This window comes from Synechococcus sp. N5 (assembly GCF_900473925.1).
GTDB lineage: Bacteria > Cyanobacteriota > Cyanobacteriia > PCC-6307 > Cyanobiaceae > Parasynechococcus.
In genome coordinates, this window is the sequence record NZ_UCNI01000001.1 from 633058 (window position 1) to 652095 (window position 19038).

The window sequence follows — 19038 nt, forward strand, 5'->3', positions numbered from 1 at the left end:
GTCAGGATGGCGGGGCTTTCCATACATCCCGTTCCAGCGCGCATGCGTGCCTTTCAGAACCTGTTCAATCAGTTGGATCAGGTCACGGGCACCAAGGCCAAGGTGCAAGCACTGGTGGATCACTTTCAGGGGGTCGAAGCAGGGGAGGCAGCCTGGGCGTTGATGCTGCTGCTGGGCAAGCGCCGCAGGCGCCTGATCACCGGTCGCCGACTCCGCGACATCCTGCGGGACCGCGGTGGTCTTCCGGATTGGCTGATCGACGACTGCTACGGCCAGGTGGGCGACTCAGCTGAAACCATCAGCCTGCTCTGGCCCGCCGTGCAAGAGCGCGTCGAAGCAAGCGATCCGGATCTGCCCAGCGGTGATGGAGACATGCCCCTGAGCTGGTGGATGGACACCCTGCTGCCGGCCATCAGCACCAGAAGCGACGACGATCAGGCCAATGCCGTGATCTGGCTCTGGCACCGAACCCCGCTCGACCAGCACTTCATCGTTAATAAGTTGCTCACAGGGGGATTCCGTGTCGGCGTGTCGACAGGCCTGATCAGCCGGGCCATCGCCGAAGCGTTTGATCTCGAAGAAAGCCTTGTGGTGCAACGGCTGATGGGCGGCTTTGAGCCCTCCGCAGAGCGCTTCAGGCAACTCACTGCCTGCGCGACGGCGGATGAACACCGTTCCAGCGGTACCCCCTACCCCTTCTATCTCGCCAGTCCCCTGGAACCCGATCGACTGCTGGAGACATCGGCGAGGGATTGGCAACTGGAGTGGAAATGGGATGGAATCCGCGGTCAGCTGATTCATCGCGGCTCCGGCGTCTACCTCTGGAGCCGTGGAGAAGAGCTGGTCAACGAGAGCTTCCCTGAGCTTGTGGAGGTGGCCAAGGCCTTGCCATCCGGCAGCGTTCTGGACGGCGAGCTGATCTGCTGGCAACAGGACGCCGCCGCGCCGCTTGGCTTTGATCAGCTGCAACGACGGCTGGGCCGCAAAAGCGTTGGAGCAACGTTGAAACGGGATTGCCCGATGCGGTTCATCGCCTACGACCTGCTGGAACATCAGGGCGTCGACATCCGCCAGCAGGGATTACGGCAGCGCCAGCAGCAGCTGGCTGTGCTGCTGGGCAGCATCGAGCATCCCGAGTCGTGGCGGCTGAAGCAGAGCCCGTCCTGGTCGATCGACTCCTGGGAGGACCTGGAGACACAGCGCAACCAGGCCCGTCAGCACAACGCCGAAGGGCTGATGATCAAACAGTCGGAATCGCCCTACCTGAGCGGCCGCAAACGGGGCAACTGGTGGAAACACAAGCTGGAGCCGATGACCCTCGATGCGGTGCTCCTCTATGCCCAGGCCGGCAGTGGGCGTCGCGCCAACCTCTTCACCGACTACACCTTCGGCCTCTGGACCAACGCTGAAGAGCCGCAGTTGGTGACCTTCGCCAAGGCCTATTCCGGCCTCAACGATGCCGAAATCCTCGAGCTGGACCGCTGGATCCGACGCAACACCTTGCAGCGCTTCGGGCCGGCACGGTCCCTGAAAACCGAGCTGGTGTTTGAAATCGGCTTTGAGGGCATCCACCCCTCAAAACGCCATAAATCCGGCATCGCCGTGCGTTTCCCGCGGATCCTGCGCTGGCGACGCGACAAACCCGCCGATGAAGCGGATTCACTCCAGACCGCGATGGCATTGATCGAGAACCGCTGATGGCAGCTTCAGAAAAGAAGGCAAAAGCGAAGGCCAAGGCCAAACCATCAACCGACGACCCTCGCTTGGAGCCGATTCATGACTGGTTCGCGCAAAGGAACTGGACACCGCTGCCGTTTCAGCAGGAGACCTGGAGCGCCTATCTAGCGGGGCGGAATGGCTTGATCCAAGTGCCCACAGGGTCTGGCAAAACCTTCGCCGCCGTGATGGGACCGATCGCGCGGATGTTGGCGGAGGAGGAGCCGTTGAAGGGAATACGACTGCTCTACATCACGCCCTTGCGGGCCCTCAGCCGCGACTTGTCGCTGGCGATCCGCGAACCGATCGAGGCGATGGGCTGGCCGATTCGGGTGGGCATCCGCAATGGCGACAGCAGCAGCAGCGAACGCACCAAACAGCTCAAGGCACCACCACAGATTCTGGTGACGACTCCGGAGTCCCTCGCCCTGCTGCTGAGCAACGCCAAGGCCGATGAGCTGTTTGGCCAACTCGAAACGGTGATCCTCGATGAATGGCACGAGTTGATGGGCAGCAAACGGGGCAGCCAGACGGAGCTGTGCCTGAGCTGGTTGCGTCAGCTGCGCCCCCAGCTCCAGACCTGGGCCATCAGTGCCACCATCGGCAACCTCGAGCAGGCAGCGCGCCATGCTCTGGGAACGGCAAGTGAGCCACAGCTGATCGGGGGCGCTCCTGCTCGCAGCACGGAGATTCAGAGCATCCTTCCGGAGACGATCGATGGCTTTCCCTGGGCCGGACACCTCGGGTTGCGGATGTACGAGGAGCTGGTGGCACGCCTCAATCCCGGCATCAGCACCTTGCTGTTCACCAACACCCGCAATCAGTCAGAGCGGTGGCACCAGTGTCTGCGCTTTGCCTGCCCGGAAATGGAGGAGGGATTGGCCCTGCACCACAGCGCCATTGATCGCAGCGAGCGGGAAGCGATCGAAGCCTCCGTGAAGGCCGGCGGCATTCGTTGGGTGGTGTGCACCAGCTCCCTGGACCTCGGGGTGGACTTCCAACCCGTGGAACAGGTGGTACAGATCGGAAGCCCGAAGAATCTGGCGCGGCTGCTGCAGCGGGCGGGGCGGTCAGCGCACTTGCCCGGCGGAACATCCCAGGTGCTGTTCATGCCCACCAATGCGCTCGAGCTGCTCGAACTCAGTGCTGTGCGTCGGGGACTGGCGGAGGGGCTGGTGGAACAACGCAAGCCGCCGAAAGCCCCTCTGGATGTGCTGCTGCAGCACCTCACAGGGTTGGCCTGCGGCCCTGGCTTCCATCCGGAGCAGACCTTGCAGGCCGTGCGCAGCTGTGCGGCCTACGCCGAGCTGAGCCAGGAGGATTGGGACTGGTGCATGCTGTTTCTGGAGCAGGGCGGAGAGTGCCTCGGGGCCTACCCCCGCTACCGCAAGCTCGAGTGGGAGGAGACAAGCCAGCGCTACCGGGTTCGCGAAAAGGCCATCGCCCGGCTGCACCGTCTCAACGTTGGAACGATCACAGCCGCACCGGCGATCACCGTGCGCTTTGTTCGTGGTGCTGTGCTCGGCCATGTGGAGGAGACCTTCATCAGCCAGCTGAAGCCGAAGGATGTGTTCTTCTTCTCCGGCCGCCAGCTGGAATTCGTGCGGCTGCGCGACATGACCGCCTACGTGAAGGTGAGCACCAAGAAAACGCGCACGGTGCCTGCCTGGGCTGGGGGGCAGATGGCCCTCTCCGATCTGCTAACTCATCACCTGCGTCTGGAGGTGGACCGCGCCAGCCGTGGTGATTTCGACAACGCTGAACTGCAGGCTCTGAAGCCTCTGTTTGATCGGCAACAGGACATCTCGGTGTTGCCGACGGTGGGACAGCTGCTGATTGAGACCTGTCGCACCCGGGAAGGCACACATCTGTATGCCTTCCCGTTTGAAGGGCGGTTCGTGCATGAGGGCATCGGCTTCCTCTGGGCGTCGCGGCTCACCCGTCTGGAGCGGGGCACGATCACGGTGTCGGTGAACGACTACGGCTTTGAGCTGTTGGCACCGAAGAGCTACCCCATGGCGGAGTTGCTGGAAGACCACATCGATCTGCTGCTCGATCGCCAAAAGCTGGAGCGGGATCTGAAGAACGCACTGAATCTTTCCGAGCTGCAACGGCGACGCTTCCGCGCCATCGCCCAGATCGCAGGCCTGATGAACCGGGGATTCCCGGGATCGAGCAAAAGCACCGGTCAGCTTCAGATCAGTGCATCGCTGCTGTTCGATGTGTTCAGCCGCCATGAGCCGAACAACCGCTTGCTGCTGCAGGCGCAGCAGGAGGTGCTCGATAACCAGTTGGAGATCTCACGACTGGAGGCGGCCTTGGAACGCGCCGCAAGCCAGGAATGGCTGCACGTTGAAACTCCGCGGCCCAGCCCATTGGCCTTTCCACTGTTGGTGGAACGGCTGAACAACAGGATGAGCAATGAATCCGTTTTGGAGCGGGTTCAACGGATGAAGGACGAGGCGATCAGGCGCGAGGGGTAGCGATCACTGCAAGCCTCACCAAGAGTGGGTGTCGCGGTGGCCGGTAATACCCAGGCGAGGAGACCGGAAAACCTGACGTCGATCTGATCAGAAGCTGAGTGTTCTGGCCTCAACCCGCCTCAGTTCTCTTGACGCGATTTCTTCACTGCGAGCCCAGCCTCTACTGCTGTTCCAGCTGCGAAAGCAACGAGCCCAAGCAAGCCAATCCATTGGTTTTGGATTTCTTCTGCAGCCTCAGCCCCCTGTCCCAGCACTCCACCCAGCACGAACCAGGTCGTCGCCAAAGCAGACGTGATCCAGTACGCCTTCCAGCGGCGCTGGTAGAGGTAGCCGGCACCCAAGCCCGGAACCACGTTCAACGTGACGGCAACCCAGCCTGCCGATGCGGCAAGGATCTCTCTTTTGGTGGGCGCCATAACAACAGGTGTTTCAGTGCATTTTTGTCGATATTGAGAGCCATCGCGCGTGGCGAGCTCTCATCCATAGGGCCCAAATCGCGTCGCACAGGCGGCACCACACTGGGCACCCAAAGCGATGGCCTCCGCCAGGGGCCAGCGCGCCGCAAGACCCGTGACCACGCCTGCCGCAAAGCTGTCACCGCAGCCATAGCTCTCGACCAAGGGCCCCGGAAGGGGTGATGGGTCATAACGACCGCCTGGATGACTAATCCCGCCTGCGGCACCTTCCGTGCAAATCACTGAGTGGGGCGCTGGGTTCAACTGCCCCGACTCCACCCTTTCACCCGGATCAAGGCCACTGCCGATCAAGGCATCGAGGGGCACCCCGGCCTGCTGAAGCACGGGCAAACGAACGCGCGGGGTCGCCGCCAAAACTGCAGCAGAACGGCAGGCTTTCAACAGAGGAGCATCAGCGGCCGTGACGAACAGACCATCGCATTCGCCAAGGGCGTTCCAGGGAAGGTCGTCATCCAGTGATGGGGTCAGCCGCTCGCCGATCACCGTGATCGCCCGATCCCCCTCACCATCAACCATGCTCACGCCACGACGGGTTGGCACCTCCCTCCAGGCGACATGAACCTCAAGGCCCAGATCCTCGAGTCGCTTGACGCAGGCTTCACCGACCGAATCGCGACCTAAAGCCGTAAAGAACTGGACGGGTTGCTGCTGCAACCGTGCCATCTGCACCGCAACGACGGCTCCACCACCAGCAGGTTCCTGCCGAGTTCGCAAGGCGTGACCAATGGCCCCGGGGCGGGGCAACTGATCCACCGCCAGAAATTCCACCCATTCGACATGACCCACAACGGCCAAGCGCAGGGGCGGCAGGGCTGAGCCGGAAGACAAGGGCCGTTGAAGCTGCTGGGCCCCATCTTCTCTGCAGGAACGGCTCAACAACAGAATTGGCGCGGATGGAGAACGAGGCACTCAGACGGATATTTATCGTTTGCATGAGTTTTTCTCTTGCTGTATTTGATGAGTTGAACCCCTGTATTTACAGCATCTTGTGCACTCCTGGGATTCACACCTTGCGGTCGATTCATTATTTAGACCGATTGCAGTTCTTCTAATACCCGAATGATATGGAGCTCAATCAAGCCACAAAAAAGCCCCGCCTGAGCAGCGGGGCTGTTCAAACCACATTCTTGGAAGGATTCTTCAATTAACGCGGTGAACCATTGTAGACAACATCAACAATCGAAGCTCCATCTCGAGAGACGAGAATTTTAGTTTCAACAGTGGGTTGACCACCAGCCTCTTGCCAGCCTGGAGAGCCGCCATCAAACACGAACAGGTAGCCATCGCTTGCATTCTTCAAGCAGTTGCAACCTCCCTTACCGGTGGCGTACATGCATTTCGAAGCTCTGTAGTTGTTGAGTCCGCCGTTGATGGACTCAGCTTGCATCCTGGCGGTGTTCAGCGCACGGACGTTTTCTTTCGAAACTTTTTGGGCAAAAGCGGGGGACACCAGCAGTGCACTCACCAGGAATCCCGTCGACAGACTGACGACTCTTTTCAAGATGAATCAATTGGAGGAGCTTCCACTGCCTAGCAACGTGTCACCCGAGGAACAGCAGCCCAAGACAGGTTTGTTCGTTTCGGACCAACAGGCGCGCCTTAAGCTCCAGCAGCACACGCAACCAGCAACGTTGGCCAAGCTCGGGGAGATCAAACTCAAACAGATTCCGCAACTGAACACGGCCAACAGCTCACCCTTGATTCGGAAACACAAAGAGGTTCTGAATCTGATGATGAGAATGCTTTCCCTCGATACCTACGGGCTCACCTGGGCCCAGTTCATCAAGGGGTTTGGTTGCGGTGCTTTGGCCGTTTGGCTGCTCATGCGCTGAGCTCAGCCATGACGCACGGGCCTTCCACCCCGTCGCAGCGACTCCAACATTCCCTTCTCCAAGGCCGTCAGTTTTGGTGCTGGCTCGTTCAATGCAGCTTCCGCCCGTGTCTTGGCTGCGGCAATGAAGCGATCCGTTTTATCTCCAGAATCAAAAGCCACGGTTCCTCAGCAAGAACCACCAAAGGTATGGATCAGCACCTGTTGAGGCTCAGGACTTAAGAAAGATGCCTGAACTCAACAGATGTGGGGGTGAGCCCCGCAGCCATTCCCTCGATCGCAGAATCGTTGCTATCGGTTGGAGGTTGCAGCAACCCGATGAGTCGTTACCCCGTCTTCTATTGCGCTCCAGCGGCCGTTGACGCTGGCTTCAAGCCTGTCGAAGCGGCGGATGCCTACGAGGCTGAGCAGATCGTGCAGCGTGATCACCCCGACGCAGTCACGGCATCTCTGAGCGAACGGGTGACCAACGAAGAGGAAATCCGCCGGTTGTTCTTGGCCTGGCTCGAAAAAGTCTGAACACCTGGAGCCACCGAAGGGGTGCATGGAACGCAATCCGTTGTCGGTCACGCCCCCCAGCTGGCTGGACATCGACCCCGACAGCTACAAGCGGCTGCTGAACCGCATGGCGGTGACAATCACCAAGCGCGCCAGAAAGCGAGGGGCGAGATATCAGGTGAGGGAGGCCATCGATGCCATCCATGCAGCCTTTCAGCGTTGTGACGGCACCGATCCCTACGACGGACTGCCTTTGGACAATCGCCTTCATGATGGAAACCGCAGTCCGACCGTCTCCCCGGTGAGCAGCAGCACCACCGCGACCTTTGAGATTCTCAGCCTGGAGACCAAGGAAGCCAAAGGGGAGAGGAACGGCGAGGAGTTCATCGCCCACTGCCGTGCCGTCGTCGCCCATGCCGACGCGTCATCACCGGCCCAGCGATGAGCAGCGCCAAGAAGCTGTTCCTGGTGGTGCTGGGGGGCCGTTGCAAGGGCTGCCATGTGGAGCAGCACGATGTTCGCTGGGTCGTGGGCGAGACCATCGACGCAACGCTGCCAGCGCTGCGGCAGGAATGGATCGGCCTCCGCCGTGGCTTGCACATCGACAGCTACCGCTGCATCGACCATGTCGATGGCTATCGCGTTGAGGTTGTTGAGCGAGCGCAGGATCCATCCAGTGTTGACGGTCCGCAGCTGTGGTTCGTCAACCTTGGCGCCTATGACCCCACCTCGATGGCAGAACAGCATGCCTTCGGGGTGATCGTGGCCCGCTCTTCAGCCTCCGCCAAGGCGCGGGCACGGCAGCATTGGCTGAACGGACAGGAGCAGGTGCACAAGGACGATCTTCACCCTGTCGAAATGGACAGCGCGCTCGATGATCTGCTGCCGATTCACGGCAATGGCCAGTGGCACTTGAAACTGATCGCGGATGGCCAAGTTGACGACGGCCCAGACCATCCTGATTGGTACGGCTACTGGAAGATCTGACCACAGAACCAACACAGCTCAGCTACAACAAACCACCACGTTGAGGATGTGTCGTGCTGATCCTGATCCTCCTCGTGCTGACGGGCTCCTACGCCGGACTGTGGGCCCTGCGTTTCGTGCTCGAACAACGCACAGACGCCGAATAGGGGATCACGACCTCAAGACGCATCCAGTCACATCTGACCGAGGTGCTGTCACGTTCAGCAGGCAGAGCCGGAATACGTTCTCATCAGTCCATCGACGCCCCATGTCGCTTGTTCAACGTCTTGGCATCACTGCGTTCGTGGTGGTCATCACCGGTGTCGGCCTGAGTCCTGCGGTGGAAGCCCATAGCGCTCATCACCACCATCACCACCACTCCCGCAAACACAAAAAAAGAAGGCTTACAACAGGGGCTACAAGCATGGCTACAGAAAGGCCATCGAAAACAGTTACCGCCCCCACTACCGAAGGCACTACCGCAGCTATTCCCCGCTGTACGGCCCCATGGTTTCACCAATGCCCCGGCGCGTCATCGTCACCCCAACGCCTTGGATGGTTCCGGTTCACCCGCATCACCACGGCACCCGCGTCAACCTTGGGCACGGGTTCCATCTCTAGACACCGCGTCATCCACCATGTCTGATCGAATCAGCAAAGACGCCTGCGAGGCCTGGCGTGACCATGTGCTGAAGCAGGTGGTGGATTACCTGGAAAGAAATCGCGATGAAATCATCGATGGCTTCGAAGCGAAGAACGCTCACAACTTGAAGCGTGAAGACATCGAACAGTCCGATCTTCTCGATTTCGATGTTTCAGTCACGCTGCATCGCGATCAATCCTCATCCTTTGGCCTTGGATTTGGTTTTTTCAAGGCCAACATGATTCGCTGAATCAACCTGCAGGCTTCCAGATCACCTCGGGATCCTGGCGTTGCAGGGTTTGTTCAGCCAGCTTGAGGTAATAGAAATAGCTCTGTCTGTCTTCTGATTCAGCAGCTTTGTTCATCAAGTGGAGATAACTGAGACGCTGATCACTGTTCATGCATGGACTGGAAGAGAACCAAACAATCACCTCAGCCGGCCTTCAATTTCGGTATCGGAGCGAACAACCGAAACAATTCTGGGTATCGCGAGAGCACTTTTTTATCTTTTCTTTTGAAACTTTGGCCATAAAACCCGTCCTTGCAATGCAATCAACAGGGCTGGAAATTCGTCGTGACAGGCGGACCACCTCCAGGAGGAACAACACAGCTCGGATCGGATGAGCCTGTGTTCTGCTCAGGCAACGCAGGAGCTCGGCCAGGCCCTCCCGGCGATGCCGGGCCCAATTCAATCCTGCCGGGCCGGATCAATTGGGACGTGACGTTGAACGCCAACCCGCCAAGCAAGCCAAGCCCCATCGAGGCCGAAAAAGCAACAAGAATTTGACGCTGACGGTTGTTCATCCCACTGCTCGATCCCGATGAAGGTTGATTGGCCGCGAGCTCTGACCTCAATCTCAGTGAATAACGGAGATTTGACAGATCAAAACAGACCACCGGATGATCCGCTTGCTGCAACCGGAACGATCGAAACACAGACTCTGCTGACGCTGCTCACACCCTTCCTCGTGTTCGGGGCCTTGTTTGTGGTGCTCCTGCTGGTCTGGGACCGATGACAGCCCCAGTTGCGGGACTGTTCTGGACGCCATACGCCGATTGGATCTACACCGTGGTCAGCCTGAGTGGCTTGATGCTGATCACCTGGCTGGTGCTGGGCCGCAGCAGCGGCAGCTAACCCACTTGAACGCAAGTCAAGGGCGTCAGGCAGCAAGCATCTCCATCTCGGGCTCAAGCAGAACATCGCGGGCGGTGTTGAACCGTGTCATCACCGCAGGGTCGCCCCCTTTGTCGGGATGGTGTTGAACAGCCAGAAGCTTGTGAGCCCGCTTCACCTGGGCAACAGTTAATCGCCCAGTAAGCGGCAGGCCGAGGCACTGTCTGGCCTGAATCGCCTCGAGGCCGGGGTCGCGCCCCATCGGGCATTGATCGCGGCGATGGTTTGACGTTCCCGGCTTGCGCTTCTTGCTGGATTTGCGTTTGGCCGACCTGGCCTGACCCCCAAACCCTTTCGTTTCCTGCACAAGCTGATCGCCGAAGCAGGCCACAATGCCTGATCGACTGGTTCAGTCTCCGAGCTGCGACCACCAGCGCTCGATGCGATCGGTGGATCCGTACCAGCTTTGGCCGAACAATCCGCCGTGGGCCGTATCAGCCAGCTCAATCGAACGGGCATCCCGCAGCAGGGCTGATGGAAGGGGAACCAGTCCGTCCCCCTGCAGATCCGGGTCGCCCATGATCTGGCGATAGCTGCGGGCAGCGCTGCGGCGCGAAAAATTGGATGCATTCGCTCCCAGCGGATCAAGCCGACCCGCAACCGCGACGTAGTCCACCCGATCAGCTTCAGGGCAACCCGGAAACTCACGATCCACGCGAGCCCGCAATGGGGTGGCACGCAGGGCCTGATGGGGACTACCGAGTGTGATCAGGCGATTGCACCGGGCTGCACCGTTGTAACGGCGTCCCAGAAAGGTCTGATCAGCCAGATAGGGCCGCAACATCACCCCGCCGGAGCTGTGACCAATCAACGTGACGCGCCCTGTAGGCGAATGGCTTTGAAGCTCGCGCACAGCGGCATCAACGCGATCAAGCAGGAGACGCCAACCGAAGCCCCAGCTGGTGGCCAGCCAATCCAATTTAGACGCAGGCACGATGCGCACCGCAGCACCGGCGGTCTGATCAATCCAATCAGCGAGGGGGCGATAGGCCTCCTGCGTGATCAGAAAGCCACCGAAGATGACGACGGGCTGGGTGAGGCGAGACGTGCTGCTCACCGGATCAACGCACATTGCGGAGCCTTGATCAGGTCGTAGCCACGCCGAATGCGGCTTCCACCAGGTTCAAGAACCGTGCTCAGCTGCTGATCCTCAGACGAAGCCTCAAGAACCACCTGCTGACCGATCAACACGATCCTGAAGCGCCAGAGGAGAAGACCCGGAAGGGTGAAGCTCATGGAGATCCTGGTTCTCGCCTCACGCTGCCGCAACTCAGAACAACGTCCATCCCTGCAAGGCAAAGGAAAGTCGAGGAATCAGTAGAGAGGTTTCTCGGCCACGACGGCAAAGAAAGGATCTCCCTTACCGCCGAACAAGCCCATCACACCCTCGGCGCGGGTGTCTTCGGCAACGATCTCCGGCTGGGGCCAGCCCTGGGCCATCAACACCTCAGCGACGTAACGCAGGTGATCACCGTCATCACCGTCGGTCCAGACCTGGGGAGCCTTGGTGAAGAACATTCGATTGGAAAACGCCACGATCACCTGGCCCCGGGGGCGGGTGATCCGCCATAGCTCAGCGGCGATCGGCTCGGGCTGTTGCAGGTACTGCCAACCGGCCACGATCAAGGTGGCATCGATCGATGCATCCTCAACCGGAAGGGTTTGGTCGCGGTTGAAGTTCTGAACCCAGTGCCGATCCAATCGGGGGTTGGCACTCAGCTCCTCAGCATTGAGGCCATGGCCGATGACGTTGTCGTAACTGACGTCGTCAGGCAGGTGGCTCACCCAACTGCTCATCAGATCCAGCACCTGAGCACAAGGAGGAATGCGCTCGCGGTAGAGGGCGGTCAGCCGAGCACGAAAACCCGCATCCAGATGGTGAACGAAACGCGGCTCGCTGTAGAAGATCGCGTCGTCGGTGGCATCCAACTTGAAGCGTTGGGAGTCCTTCAGAACAGGAACAACCGTCATCAATCAACCCAGCTGCAGGTACCAGCGCAGAGCTGCACCAAGCTGGCCCGCGATTCCCAAGCCTGTGGCCTTTTCAAGCACCACAGCAGCCAAGAAACCGAGCATGGCCACCCGGCCATTGAGCCGCTCCACATCGGTCAGGGCAGACCGGTTCCAGGGGCGTGCTGTGGTGAGCGACTCTCCGAAGCGTTCCGGTTCCTCGTAACGAAAAGCAGGCCGACTCATCGCAATGCGCAGATCCAGCGGACCTTAACCACGGTTCCATCGCGACCGGGGTAGACGGTCCAGGCACCATCGGCCTGGAGTTGCTCAAGCTGCCCTTTGGCACAGTTGGCACGCATCGGCAGAACCCGTTGGGTCCACCGGTCCTGGCCAGCGCGCTGAATCAGCAGGCCTGCTTCCACCTCAACGGAACCGTCCACGCTCTGGGGGGCCCGGATGTATTCAGCCGCCTTGATCGCGGGGGTGTCGAGGGCTTCCATGAAGATCCAGCCGTCGCCCGGCAGCAGATCGCCGCGACGGGATTGCCAAACCGCCGGCTCCTGCATCGGCTGCCATTCCGCCTGAACAGGCCCTGCGATCAGGGACAAGAATGACGCGAGAGCAACGTTGAAGGCCAGAGCAGGGAAGGCCATGGGCAGCGGGATGCGGGCAGAGAGGTGAGACGGACTGTCGGTCGCTTCAAACAGCTTTACGAAGCGTTGAAACGCAAACATGAATGAATGGTTATGGAATTCCTCAGGGCAGGAGTGCCAGCTTGAAACCACTGCTTCATCAGTCCATGGCCAGCATTGCTCAGGGACGGGCTGCCTACACCGTCCGACACAAGACATCCAACGGAGAAAAGCTGGAATCCTGCTTCTACGCCACCGATGCCTTTGAGGCCCGTCTGCTGGCCATGGAGTTCAACGCCTATATCCGACAGCACCCGAACTGCATCGATTCGATCCTCAGGACGGAGGCTTGAGCGGCGCCCGGCGACGCTCCACCTGAACGAAGACCAGCCAGGCCAAGCTGGCGAGCCCCCCTCCGAGCCAATCACTGCGCAGCAGTTCCACCAGGGCAACGGTGCTGGCCCCGATGCGCAGTCCCCGTAGAAGCAGGTCCGTTATGGGAGGTGTCCGGCGCTTGTCGCGCTGCATGGGCCGACTCAGAAAAGATGGGGGTGTTGCAGAGCCCCATGATCTCAGCCTTGCCTGGTTCTCCTGCCGCAGCTCTTCTGGCGAGGGAAGACCAGAGCCGCCGTGAGGGCAGCGGCATTCAGATCGAGCAGCTGCCGGGCTGCTGGATGTTGCAGCAGACCTGGACGCGCAGCGGGGATCCACCGGCGCCCGGCACCGCAACGCTGCTGCGTTGGCTGCAGGCCAGCCTGACCTTGAGCCACGGCGACCAGGGCCTGAGCATCGTGAATCAGGTCTGCCTGGCCGGTTTCCGGTTGCGGTTCAGCGGCCAGGCCCAGCTGAAGGGTTCCAGACCACTGCTGATGTTCAGCTTCACGTCGTTGGAGCTGAGCTGGTCCGATCAGGTGCTGCTGCAGCGAAGCCTGCCGTCACCGGAACCCCAACGCTTGCCCTTCTTTGCCCTGATTGAACTGAACGAGCAGAAGAGAACACTCACAGCGCGGGGGCGGGGCGGTGGACTGGCCCAGTGGTCCCGCAAGACACCGGAGGCGTCATGAAGCCCGCCGTCGCCCTGGCCATGCTCGAGCGGGAAGGCCGATGGCTGCTCCAACTGCGGGACGACATCGACTCGATCATTTATCCGGGCCACTGGGGGTTGTTTGGCGGCCATCTCGATCCGGGAGAAACAGCCAGCGAAGCCGTGCACCGCGAATTGCAGGAGGAGATCGATTGGTCACCCAGCGTGCCGCTCGAACCATGGTTCAGCGATGACAGCGGCAACCGGGTGGCCCACGTGTTCCGCGGAACGCTCAGCGTGCCCGTGAGCCAACTGCAGTTGAAGGAGGGCCAGGAGATGAAGTTGTTGCCCCTCAGTGATCTGGTGCGTGAGGCCATCTGGAGTGAGCGGCAGCAGGAGCTCCGGCCTGTCGCTCCGCGCCTGTCGATCGTGATCGATCGGTTGCTGCAGGAGGGCCATGACCACTGAAACCTGGCTCGATCTCCGCAATGTGGAGGCATGGCAGGGCGATCGGCCGGTGCTGCACAAGCTCAACCTGCAACTGAAACTGCGGCAGTCCACAACGGTGTTGGGGCCCAATGGCGCAGGCAAAAGCAGCCTGGTGAAACTGATCGACCGCAGCCTGTATCCCATCGTTCGCCCTGACGCTCATCTGCGGTTGTTTGGCAGCAAGACGGTGAACCTCTGGGCGCTGCGCAGCCGCCTTGGGGTGGTGTCGAGCGACATGGAACAGCGGCTTCATCCCAAAACAGCTGTTGAAGAGGCGGTGGTGAGCAATTTTTTTGGGGCCACCCGGCTGGGCCGGGATCAGAAGCCCAGCGCGCGGCAATGGGAGCAGGCGCGGGATCTGCTCGATCAACTGCACCTCCACGGCATCCGCGAACGCTGCTGCGGAGAGCTGTCGGACGGACAGCGGCGCCGCCTGTTGATCGCTCGCGCCCTGGTTCACCAACCCGAGGTGCTGGTGCTGGATGAGCCGAGCCGTGCCCTCGACCTCCAGGCCTGCCATCAGTTGCTGGCGATCCTGCGGCGCTTGATCCAGGCGGGAACCACCGTGGTGCAGGTCACCCATCGGGTGGACACGATCGTTCCGGAGATGGAACGGGTGCTGTTTCTGGCAGAGGGACGTCTTGTTGGGGATGGAAGCCCACGGGAGATGCTGCGGCCCGCCGAACTGAGTGAACTGTTCAACACCCCGCTCAACGTGGTGGAAGCCCATGGCTTTCGCCAGGTTCTTCCGGGGTAGATCGGTAGGCAGCACCCTGCTCTGCTAGGGATGAGGGCCAGACCACGCAATCGCCATGGCAACGGCAGAACAGAAAAAGACCATCACCAAGAAGCGCCTGCAGGAGCTGCGCAACCAGTGCCGTGACCACTACAACGTGGTGGCCGATGGTGTTCTGCCCGATGGTGCCGATGTGCGCGTCACCATGGGCAAACTCCAGGAGCTGATCGAACTGCTGGATGGCAAAGCCAAGTGGGATGACAGCGAAGCCTCCTGAGCCGTTCCAGAACATGCGGGACGATCTTGATTACCGCGAGCCGTGGGACCAGGACGGTTCCAAGCAAACGGCATCTGATCAGGGTCGTTCCGCCAAGGACTTTCACTTTCGAGAAGCCGGCGTTCAGCGCTTCAACGACACCTACGACTGGGACGACGACGAGCGCTGATCCACTCATCCACTCATCAACTGGTCAGAGACGCCGCAGCACCCCCTGCCCAGGTGCAAGAAGGAAGGCGAGCACGAATTGCGCGGTTTGCGCCAGCACTATGCAACCGGCGGTGGAGCTGTCGGTCCAGTAGCTGATGAACACCCCCAGCACACTGGAGAGCACGCTGCTGGTGACGGCCAGCAGCGTCATCCGGTCAAACCGATCGGTGAGCAGATAGGCCGTGGCACCGGGGGTGACGAGCATCGACACCACCAGGATGATTCCCACGGTCTGCAGACCGGCAACGGCGGCCAGAGAGAGGAGTCCCAACAGCATGTAGTGCAGGAGTCCGGTGTTGATCCCGATCGATCGGGCGTGGGTGGGATCAAAGCAGAAGAGCATCAGGTCCCGCCGGAACAGCAGCAGCAGCACCAGCACCAGCACCGAAATCACCAGGGTCTGCTGCACGTCCCCCGCTGAGATCCCCAGAACATTGCCGAACAGGATGTGGGTGAGATCGATGTTGCTGCGCGTCTTGGAGACGAGCACGAGCCCCAGAGCGAAGAAACCGGTGAAGACAAGCCCGATGACGGTGTCTTCCTTCACCCTCGACTTCTGCTTCACAAAGCCGATGGCGGCAACGGAGCCCACACCGAAGACGAACGCCCCCAGGGAGAAGGGAAGGCCTAGGGCATAGGCAACCACCACGCCAGGGAGGACCGCATGGGAGACGGCATCACCCATCAACGCCCATCCCTTCAGGGTCATGAAGCAGGACAACAGCCCGCAAACACCCCCAACCAGGGCACTGATCATCAACGCCTTCACCATGAAGGCGTGACTGAGGGGTTCCAGCAAAAGCTCCATCAGATCAGTATGGGCGCGCTGCAGTCGGTTCGATGCCCCGCGCCTCCACCCAGAACGCTCGTCCCGCACTGCGCCGGCTGCCCACCCGTCCCAGCCGGATGGTTCAGGCCGTGGTGAGCCGCCTGCTTCCCCTGCTCTTCCGCAGTCAGGGCCTTGAGCTGAGCCATCGTGATGCGGCAGAAGCCCTGGCCAAGGCCTTTGCAGCCCAGCAGTCGGGGGGCTGCAATCTGCTGATCGCCTTTCGACACCCCAGCACCCGTGATCCGGTGGTGATGGCGGATCTGTTCTGGAACGGCATTCCCCAGGCAGCACGGCGACTCAAGCTGCAGCTGCCACGACCCATCCAGCTGCGGTTTCTCTACGACCGCGGCATTCCGATCTGGGCTGGCCCGGTGATCGGCTGGCTGTTGCAACGCAGTGGCGGCATCGCCATTCATCGCGGCCGCTTGGATCGCCCAGCGCTGGCCCAGGCCCGTGGGGCTCTGGCCCAGGGGCGCTACCCGCTGGTGGTGGCACCGGAAGGAGCCACCAACAACCTCTCCGGTGAGATGGCTCCCTTGGAGCCGGGGGTGGCCCAGCTGGCGTTCTGGGCCGCAGACGATCTGGAGAAAGCCAACGACGAGCGGCCGCTGGAGGTGTTGCCCATCGGCATTCACTACAGCTGGAGGCACCCCAACTGGATCGCCCTCGGAGCGCGGTTGGCGTCCCTTGAACGCCATCTCGGCATCCCCTCCCCCGACGCCGGCTCGGACAATTCAGAGACCACCAGCCGCGACCGGCTGATCCAGATCGGCATGAATCTGCTCAAAGCTCTTGAGCAGCTCGAACGGCTGAAGCCCGATCCAGCTCAGACCTTCAGCGAACGGATTGATGCCTACCGCCGGCATGGCCTGGCCAAAGCCGAGACCCATTTCGGCCTGCGTGCTGTTGGCAATCTTCAGGAGCGCTGCCGCCGGATCGAGCAGGCCGCCTGGGATCGGATCTACAGGGAAGGTGTTGATCAGCTCCCGCCACTGGAGAGGAGCCTGGCGGACTGGGAGGCACGGGAAGCCGACCTCCAACTCACCCGCATGCGACTGGTGGAGCATTTCACCAGCGTGAGTGGTCATTACATCAGTGATCGAACCGACTTTGACCGCTTTGCCGAGATGTTGCTGCTGGTGGAGGAAGCAATCGGCTGGATCGAAGACAAGCCCTGGAAGGGTCAGCCCAGCCTCGGCCCACAACGGGTGGAGGTGCAACTCGGACGAGCCTTGCCCGTGCGGCCTCGCCTGAATCAGTACCGCAGCAACCGTCGCGAGGCGATGCAGGTGTTCATGCAAGACCTGGAGCAGGCTCTCGTTGCCCTGATGCCCGACGCCTCTCGGACCATGACGACGGACGCGGGAGAGCTCTGATTTAGAACGTCTCCTCCGGGGAGCTGTTGCCCGTCAGCAGATCGGGCGGCACGCCACCGAAAGTCATGGCGAGGTTCTCGGGAGTGAACACCTCTGAGGTTTCCCCGTAGGCCAGCACGGTCTTGTTGATCAGAACCACCAGATCGCAAAAATCACGAACGTGGCCCAGGTCGTGGGTGGAGATCAGGATCGTGCGGCCCTCGTCGCGGAACTGAAGAAACAGCTGGGCCATCAGCTGCTCCGTGCGCACATCAACCCCATTGAAGGGCTCATCCAGAAGAAGCACATCAGCGCGCTGGGCGATGGCTCGGGCCAGGAATGTGCGCTTGCGCTGACCACCGGAGAGGGTGCCAAGGGGACGATCGGCCAGCTCCATCAGATCAACCCGCGTCAAGGCGTCCCGCACAGCCACACGATCGGAGCTGCGGGGAATCCGCAACGCATTCATCGCGCCATAGCGGCCCATCATCACCACATCCCACACCGATACGGGGAACTGGGCATCCACCCCTTCGCTCTGGGGCACATAGGCCACCGCTTGATGACGCTGGGCTTCAGCAACGCTGCTGCCGTTGATCCGGATTCTGCCGCGCGAAGGGCGAACAAACCCAGTGAGAGCCTTGAAGAACGTCGACTTACCGGCACCGTTCATGCCCACCAAACCGCAGATGCAACCGGCTGGCAGGTGCAGGCTGGCGTCGTACAGGGCAACGGTGCCGTTGTAGTCCACACAGAGCTGGTCGGCCTGAATGCGCATCAGCGGTTGCTCTCGGACAGGTCCAGGCCCTTGCGGATCAGACCCACATTGTGCCGCTGCAGTTCCAACAGGGTGGGGGCAGGCCCGTCCGGAGGCGAGAGGGAATCCACGTAAAAGGTTCCACCGAATCGCGCCCCTGCCGCCGCTGCCACCTCGCGTTGGGCTTTATCGCTCACGGTGCTTTCACAAAAAATGGCTGGCACCCCGCGCTCTCGCACCGTGTCGATCAACCGTGCCATGCGTTTGGGTGTGATCTCGCTTTCGGCATTCACCGGCCAGAGATAAGCCTCCTCGAGTCCGTAATCCGCTGCCAGATAGGTGAAGGCTCCCTCGCAACTCACCAGCAGCCGTTGCTGGGCCGGCAGCGCGGCAATCGCCGTGCGCAGCTCCTGATCGAGGGCCTGGAGCTTGGCTTTGTAGGCCGACGCGTTAGCGGCAAAGTCCTCAGCCCCGGCTGGATCAAGTTGGCTGAAGGCCCGCTCCAGATGGTCCACGTAGCCCATCGTGCGCTGGGGGGACATCCAGGCATGGGGATTGGGCTTGCCTGAATAGGCGTCCTCTGTGATCAGCAGAGGCTTCATGCCTTCCGACAGGGTGATGGTGGGCACATCCCCCGCTGCAGCCGTGAAACGCCGGGCCCACAACTCCAGCCCCAACCCGTTCTCAACAATCAGATCCGCCTTGCTGGCGCGCTCGATGTCACTGGGGGTGGGTTGGTAGCCGTGAATCTCGGCACCGGGCTTGACGATCGAAGCCACCTGCAACCGATCACCCGCCACATTGCTGGCCAGATCGGCCAAAACCGTGAAGGTGGTGAGCACCTGGGGGCGTGAATCCGTGCTGACGTCCTGATCTCGGCTGCGGCAGGAAGCCAGCATCACGGCCACCACAACCAGCAGCAACGCTGCCGAACGGTTCCAATTCAACAGAGTCAATGCGTGCCGACGCGGCCTGATCGAGGATCGCAT

General features: G+C 61.0%; 31 protein-coding genes. 15 read left to right on the forward strand and 16 right to left on the reverse strand.

Annotated elements, in window-relative coordinates:
• Window positions 1–42 precede the first annotated feature (42 nt).
• Window positions 43–1698 (forward strand): ATP-dependent DNA ligase, encoded by a 1656-nt coding sequence (locus DXY03_RS03605; protein WP_115009135.1) that lies wholly within the window; start codon window positions 43–45, stop codon window positions 1696–1698.
• Window positions 1698–4199, forward strand: coding sequence for a ligase-associated DNA damage response DEXH box helicase (locus tag DXY03_RS03610; RefSeq protein ID WP_115009136.1), 2502 nt, complete (start codon window positions 1698–1700; stop codon window positions 4197–4199). The genes DXY03_RS03605 and DXY03_RS03610 overlap by 1 nt, the downstream gene beginning before the upstream one ends.
• A 119-nt stretch (window positions 4200–4318) precedes the next feature.
• On the opposite strand, the gene DXY03_RS03615 is transcribed toward DXY03_RS03610, so the two are convergent.
• The 3 genes from DXY03_RS03615 to DXY03_RS12455 all read right to left on the reverse strand — a co-directional run bounded on the left by DXY03_RS03615 (window position 4319) and on the right by DXY03_RS12455 (window position 6062).
• Window positions 4319–4615: a hypothetical protein gene (locus DXY03_RS03615; RefSeq protein ID WP_115009137.1), complete on the reverse strand. Its 297-nt coding sequence runs from the start codon at window positions 4613–4615 to the stop codon at window positions 4319–4321.
• Window positions 4616–4675: 60 nt separating this feature from the next.
• Window positions 4676–5503, reverse strand: coding sequence for a PfkB family carbohydrate kinase (locus tag DXY03_RS03620; RefSeq protein ID WP_115009282.1), 828 nt, complete (start codon window positions 5501–5503; stop codon window positions 4676–4678).
• Between the two features lie 316 nt (window positions 5504–5819).
• Window positions 5820–6062: a hypothetical protein gene (locus DXY03_RS12455; protein ID WP_244272239.1), complete on the reverse strand. Its 243-nt coding sequence runs from the start codon at window positions 6060–6062 to the stop codon at window positions 5820–5822.
• Window positions 6063–6069: 7 nt separating this feature from the next.
• On the opposite strand from DXY03_RS12455, the gene DXY03_RS12580 reads away from it, so the two are divergent.
• On the forward strand, window positions 6070–6507 hold the full coding sequence (locus DXY03_RS12580) for a hypothetical protein (protein WP_244272241.1): 438 nt from the start codon (window positions 6070–6072) through the stop codon (window positions 6505–6507).
• 2 nt (window positions 6508–6509) lie between these two features.
• Here DXY03_RS12580 and DXY03_RS12460 read toward each other — a convergent pair whose 3' ends face one another.
• Window positions 6510–6668 carry a hypothetical protein gene (locus DXY03_RS12460; RefSeq protein ID WP_186497711.1) on the reverse strand — a complete coding sequence of 53 codons (159 nt, stop codon included), beginning with the start codon at window positions 6666–6668 and terminating at the stop codon, window positions 6510–6512.
• A gap of 156 nt (window positions 6669–6824) precedes the next feature.
• Here DXY03_RS12460 and DXY03_RS03635 point away from each other — a divergent pair, with 156 nt between their 5' ends.
• From DXY03_RS03635 to DXY03_RS03645, 3 genes are read left to right on the forward strand one after another with little or no spacing between them, the layout of a single operon-like run.
• A complete protein-coding gene (locus DXY03_RS03635) occupies window positions 6825–7025 on the forward strand; it encodes a hypothetical protein (protein ID WP_244272243.1) in 201 nt (66 codons plus the stop codon).
• Window positions 7026–7050: 25 nt separating this feature from the next.
• Window positions 7051–7449 carry a hypothetical protein gene (locus tag DXY03_RS03640; protein ID WP_115009139.1) on the forward strand — a complete coding sequence of 133 codons (399 nt, stop codon included), beginning with the start codon at window positions 7051–7053 and terminating at the stop codon, window positions 7447–7449.
• Complete coding sequence (locus DXY03_RS03645; RefSeq protein ID WP_115009140.1) at window positions 7446–7991, forward strand: DUF1543 domain-containing protein; 546 nt, start codon at window positions 7446–7448, stop codon at window positions 7989–7991. Before DXY03_RS03640 ends, DXY03_RS03645 begins: the two co-directional genes overlap by 4 nt.
• Window positions 7992–8220: 229 nt before the next feature.
• Here the strand turns inward: DXY03_RS03645 and DXY03_RS12105 are convergent, their stop codons facing one another.
• Window positions 8221–8361, reverse strand: a complete 141-nt coding sequence (locus DXY03_RS12105; RefSeq protein WP_170951955.1) for a hypothetical protein — start codon at window positions 8359–8361, stop codon at window positions 8221–8223.
• A gap of 247 nt (window positions 8362–8608) precedes the next feature.
• Here DXY03_RS12105 and DXY03_RS03650 point away from each other — a divergent pair, with 247 nt between their 5' ends.
• Entirely contained in the window at window positions 8609–8863 is a 255-nt protein-coding gene (locus tag DXY03_RS03650; RefSeq protein WP_115009141.1) for a hypothetical protein, read from the forward strand.
• Window position 8864: 1 nt separating this feature from the next.
• Here the strand turns inward: DXY03_RS03650 and DXY03_RS12465 are convergent, their stop codons facing one another.
• Window positions 8865–9014, reverse strand: a complete 150-nt coding sequence (locus DXY03_RS12465; RefSeq protein WP_186510432.1) for a hypothetical protein — start codon at window positions 9012–9014, stop codon at window positions 8865–8867.
• 611 nt (window positions 9015–9625) lie between these two features.
• Between DXY03_RS12465 and DXY03_RS12720 the strand changes: the two genes are divergently transcribed.
• Window positions 9626–9748, forward strand: a complete 123-nt coding sequence (locus DXY03_RS12720) for a hypothetical protein (RefSeq protein ID WP_006849913.1) — start codon at window positions 9626–9628, stop codon at window positions 9746–9748.
• Window positions 9749–9773: 25 nt separating this feature from the next.
• Here DXY03_RS12720 and DXY03_RS03665 read toward each other — a convergent pair whose 3' ends face one another.
• The 6 genes from DXY03_RS03665 to DXY03_RS03690 form a co-directional block, all read right to left on the reverse strand.
• Window positions 9774–10118: a molecular chaperone DnaJ gene (locus DXY03_RS03665; protein ID WP_115009143.1), complete on the reverse strand. Its 345-nt coding sequence runs from the start codon at window positions 10116–10118 to the stop codon at window positions 9774–9776.
• An 18-nt stretch (window positions 10119–10136) separates the two neighbouring features.
• A complete protein-coding gene (locus tag DXY03_RS03670; RefSeq protein WP_115009144.1) occupies window positions 10137–10859 on the reverse strand; it encodes an esterase in 723 nt (240 codons plus the stop codon).
• On the reverse strand, window positions 10841–11023 hold the full coding sequence (locus DXY03_RS03675; protein WP_006851627.1) for a hypothetical protein: 183 nt from the start codon (window positions 11021–11023) through the stop codon (window positions 10841–10843). Before DXY03_RS03675 ends, DXY03_RS03670 begins: the two co-directional genes overlap by 19 nt.
• A gap of 78 nt (window positions 11024–11101) precedes the next feature.
• The gene (locus DXY03_RS03680; RefSeq protein ID WP_115009145.1) at window positions 11102–11758 is read right to left on the reverse strand and encodes a methyltransferase domain-containing protein; all 657 of its coding nucleotides are present in this window, start codon (window positions 11756–11758) and stop codon (window positions 11102–11104) included.
• 3 nt (window positions 11759–11761) lie between these two features.
• A complete protein-coding gene (locus DXY03_RS03685; RefSeq protein WP_115009146.1) occupies window positions 11762–11983 on the reverse strand; it encodes a chlorophyll a/b-binding protein in 222 nt (73 codons plus the stop codon).
• Window positions 11980–12474 carry a hypothetical protein gene (locus DXY03_RS03690; protein WP_244272245.1) on the reverse strand — a complete coding sequence of 165 codons (495 nt, stop codon included), beginning with the start codon at window positions 12472–12474 and terminating at the stop codon, window positions 11980–11982. The genes DXY03_RS03685 and DXY03_RS03690 overlap by 4 nt, the downstream gene beginning before the upstream one ends.
• Window positions 12475–12539: 65 nt before the next feature.
• On the opposite strand from DXY03_RS03690, the gene DXY03_RS03695 reads away from it, so the two are divergent.
• On the forward strand, window positions 12540–12725 hold the full coding sequence (locus DXY03_RS03695) for a hypothetical protein (protein WP_114989374.1): 186 nt from the start codon (window positions 12540–12542) through the stop codon (window positions 12723–12725).
• Here the strand turns inward: DXY03_RS03695 and DXY03_RS03700 are convergent.
• Window positions 12709–12900, reverse strand: a complete 192-nt coding sequence (locus tag DXY03_RS03700) for a hypothetical protein (RefSeq protein WP_115009147.1) — start codon at window positions 12898–12900, stop codon at window positions 12709–12711. The genes DXY03_RS03695 and DXY03_RS03700 overlap by 17 nt on opposite strands.
• A 38-nt stretch (window positions 12901–12938) precedes the next feature.
• Between DXY03_RS03700 and DXY03_RS03705 the strand changes: the two genes are divergently transcribed.
• From DXY03_RS03705 to DXY03_RS12110, 5 genes are read left to right on the forward strand one after another with little or no spacing between them, the layout of a single operon-like run.
• A complete protein-coding gene (locus tag DXY03_RS03705; RefSeq protein WP_115009285.1) occupies window positions 12939–13436 on the forward strand; it encodes a hypothetical protein in 498 nt (165 codons plus the stop codon).
• The gene (locus DXY03_RS03710) at window positions 13433–13864 is read left to right on the forward strand and encodes an NUDIX hydrolase (RefSeq protein ID WP_115009148.1); all 432 of its coding nucleotides are present in this window, start codon (window positions 13433–13435) and stop codon (window positions 13862–13864) included. The genes DXY03_RS03705 and DXY03_RS03710 overlap by 4 nt, the downstream gene beginning before the upstream one ends.
• Window positions 13854–14642 carry an ABC transporter ATP-binding protein gene (locus tag DXY03_RS03715; RefSeq protein WP_115009149.1) on the forward strand — a complete coding sequence of 263 codons (789 nt, stop codon included), beginning with the start codon at window positions 13854–13856 and terminating at the stop codon, window positions 14640–14642. Before DXY03_RS03710 ends, DXY03_RS03715 begins: the two co-directional genes overlap by 11 nt.
• Before the next feature lie 55 nt (window positions 14643–14697).
• Window positions 14698–14898, forward strand: coding sequence for a hypothetical protein (locus DXY03_RS03720; RefSeq protein ID WP_006851769.1), 201 nt, complete (start codon window positions 14698–14700; stop codon window positions 14896–14898).
• Between the two features lie 13 nt (window positions 14899–14911).
• Window positions 14912–15067, forward strand: a complete 156-nt coding sequence (locus DXY03_RS12110; protein ID WP_170950613.1) for a hypothetical protein — start codon at window positions 14912–14914, stop codon at window positions 15065–15067.
• A 24-nt stretch (window positions 15068–15091) separates the two neighbouring features.
• On the opposite strand, the gene DXY03_RS03725 is transcribed toward DXY03_RS12110, so the two are convergent.
• Window positions 15092–15916, reverse strand: coding sequence for a metal ABC transporter permease (locus DXY03_RS03725; protein WP_011364450.1), 825 nt, complete (start codon window positions 15914–15916; stop codon window positions 15092–15094).
• 32 nt (window positions 15917–15948) lie between these two features.
• Here DXY03_RS03725 and DXY03_RS03730 point away from each other — a divergent pair, with 32 nt between their 5' ends.
• A complete protein-coding gene (locus DXY03_RS03730; RefSeq protein ID WP_115009150.1) occupies window positions 15949–17313 on the forward strand; it encodes a 1-acyl-sn-glycerol-3-phosphate acyltransferase in 1365 nt (454 codons plus the stop codon).
• Between the two features lies 1 nt (window position 17314).
• On the opposite strand, the gene DXY03_RS03735 is transcribed toward DXY03_RS03730, so the two are convergent.
• Window positions 17315–18070: a metal ABC transporter ATP-binding protein gene (locus DXY03_RS03735; RefSeq protein WP_115009151.1), complete on the reverse strand. Its 756-nt coding sequence runs from the start codon at window positions 18068–18070 to the stop codon at window positions 17315–17317.
• Window positions 18070–18948, reverse strand: a complete 879-nt coding sequence (locus DXY03_RS03740) for a metal ABC transporter substrate-binding protein (RefSeq protein ID WP_244272292.1) — start codon at window positions 18946–18948, stop codon at window positions 18070–18072. The genes DXY03_RS03735 and DXY03_RS03740 overlap by 1 nt, the downstream gene beginning before the upstream one ends.
• Between the last annotated feature and the right edge of the window lie 90 nt (window positions 18949–19038).

Bases quoted from the DNA above. Each gene is read 5' to 3' on its own strand.
- DXY03_RS03715 (WP_115009149.1), top strand. From the start codon at position 13,854: ATGACCACTGAAACCTGGCTCGATCTCCGCAATGTGGAGGCATGGCAG.
- DXY03_RS03685 (WP_115009146.1), bottom strand. From the start codon at position 11,983: ATGAGTCGGCCTGCTTTTCGTTACGAGGAACCGGAACGCTTCGGAGAG.
- DXY03_RS03680 (WP_115009145.1), bottom strand. From the start codon at position 11,758: ATGACGGTTGTTCCTGTTCTGAAGGACTCCCAACGCTTCAAGTTGGAT.
- DXY03_RS03640 (WP_115009139.1), top strand. From the start codon at position 7,051: ATGGAACGCAATCCGTTGTCGGTCACGCCCCCCAGCTGGCTGGACATC.
- DXY03_RS12455 (WP_244272239.1), bottom strand. From the start codon at position 6,062: ATGCAAGCTGAGTCCATCAACGGCGGACTCAACAACTACAGAGCTTCG.
- DXY03_RS03705 (WP_115009285.1), top strand. From the start codon at position 12,939: ATGATCTCAGCCTTGCCTGGTTCTCCTGCCGCAGCTCTTCTGGCGAGG.
- DXY03_RS03615 (WP_115009137.1), bottom strand. From the start codon at position 4,615: ATGGCGCCCACCAAAAGAGAGATCCTTGCCGCATCGGCAGGCTGGGTT.
- DXY03_RS03670 (WP_115009144.1), bottom strand. From the start codon at position 10,859: ATGTGCGTTGATCCGGTGAGCAGCACGTCTCGCCTCACCCAGCCCGTC.
- DXY03_RS03700 (WP_115009147.1), bottom strand. From the start codon at position 12,900: ATGCAGCGCGACAAGCGCCGGACACCTCCCATAACGGACCTGCTTCTA.
- DXY03_RS03695 (WP_114989374.1), top strand. From the start codon at position 12,540: ATGGCCAGCATTGCTCAGGGACGGGCTGCCTACACCGTCCGACACAAG.
- DXY03_RS03675 (WP_006851627.1), bottom strand. From the start codon at position 11,023: ATGAGCTTCACCCTTCCGGGTCTTCTCCTCTGGCGCTTCAGGATCGTG.
- DXY03_RS03605 (WP_115009135.1), top strand. From the start codon at position 43: ATGCGTGCCTTTCAGAACCTGTTCAATCAGTTGGATCAGGTCACGGGC.
- DXY03_RS03720 (WP_006851769.1), top strand. From the start codon at position 14,698: ATGGCAACGGCAGAACAGAAAAAGACCATCACCAAGAAGCGCCTGCAG.
- DXY03_RS03635 (WP_244272243.1), top strand. From the start codon at position 6,825: ATGAGTCGTTACCCCGTCTTCTATTGCGCTCCAGCGGCCGTTGACGCT.
- DXY03_RS03725 (WP_011364450.1), bottom strand. From the start codon at position 15,916: ATGGAGCTTTTGCTGGAACCCCTCAGTCACGCCTTCATGGTGAAGGCG.
- DXY03_RS12110 (WP_170950613.1), top strand. From the start codon at position 14,912: ATGCGGGACGATCTTGATTACCGCGAGCCGTGGGACCAGGACGGTTCC.
- DXY03_RS03645 (WP_115009140.1), top strand. From the start codon at position 7,446: ATGAGCAGCGCCAAGAAGCTGTTCCTGGTGGTGCTGGGGGGCCGTTGC.
- DXY03_RS03735 (WP_115009151.1), bottom strand. From the start codon at position 18,070: ATGCGCATTCAGGCCGACCAGCTCTGTGTGGACTACAACGGCACCGTT.
- DXY03_RS03710 (WP_115009148.1), top strand. From the start codon at position 13,433: ATGAAGCCCGCCGTCGCCCTGGCCATGCTCGAGCGGGAAGGCCGATGG.
- DXY03_RS03610 (WP_115009136.1), top strand. From the start codon at position 1,698: ATGGCAGCTTCAGAAAAGAAGGCAAAAGCGAAGGCCAAGGCCAAACCA.
- DXY03_RS12465 (WP_186510432.1), bottom strand. From the start codon at position 9,014: ATGAACAGTGATCAGCGTCTCAGTTATCTCCACTTGATGAACAAAGCT.
- DXY03_RS03740 (WP_244272292.1), bottom strand. From the start codon at position 18,948: ATGCTGGCTTCCTGCCGCAGCCGAGATCAGGACGTCAGCACGGATTCA.
- DXY03_RS12720 (WP_006849913.1), top strand. From the start codon at position 9,626: ATGACAGCCCCAGTTGCGGGACTGTTCTGGACGCCATACGCCGATTGG.
- DXY03_RS03730 (WP_115009150.1), top strand. From the start codon at position 15,949: ATGCCCCGCGCCTCCACCCAGAACGCTCGTCCCGCACTGCGCCGGCTG.
- DXY03_RS03650 (WP_115009141.1), top strand. From the start codon at position 8,609: ATGTCTGATCGAATCAGCAAAGACGCCTGCGAGGCCTGGCGTGACCAT.
- DXY03_RS03690 (WP_244272245.1), bottom strand. From the start codon at position 12,474: ATGTTTGCGTTTCAACGCTTCGTAAAGCTGTTTGAAGCGACCGACAGT.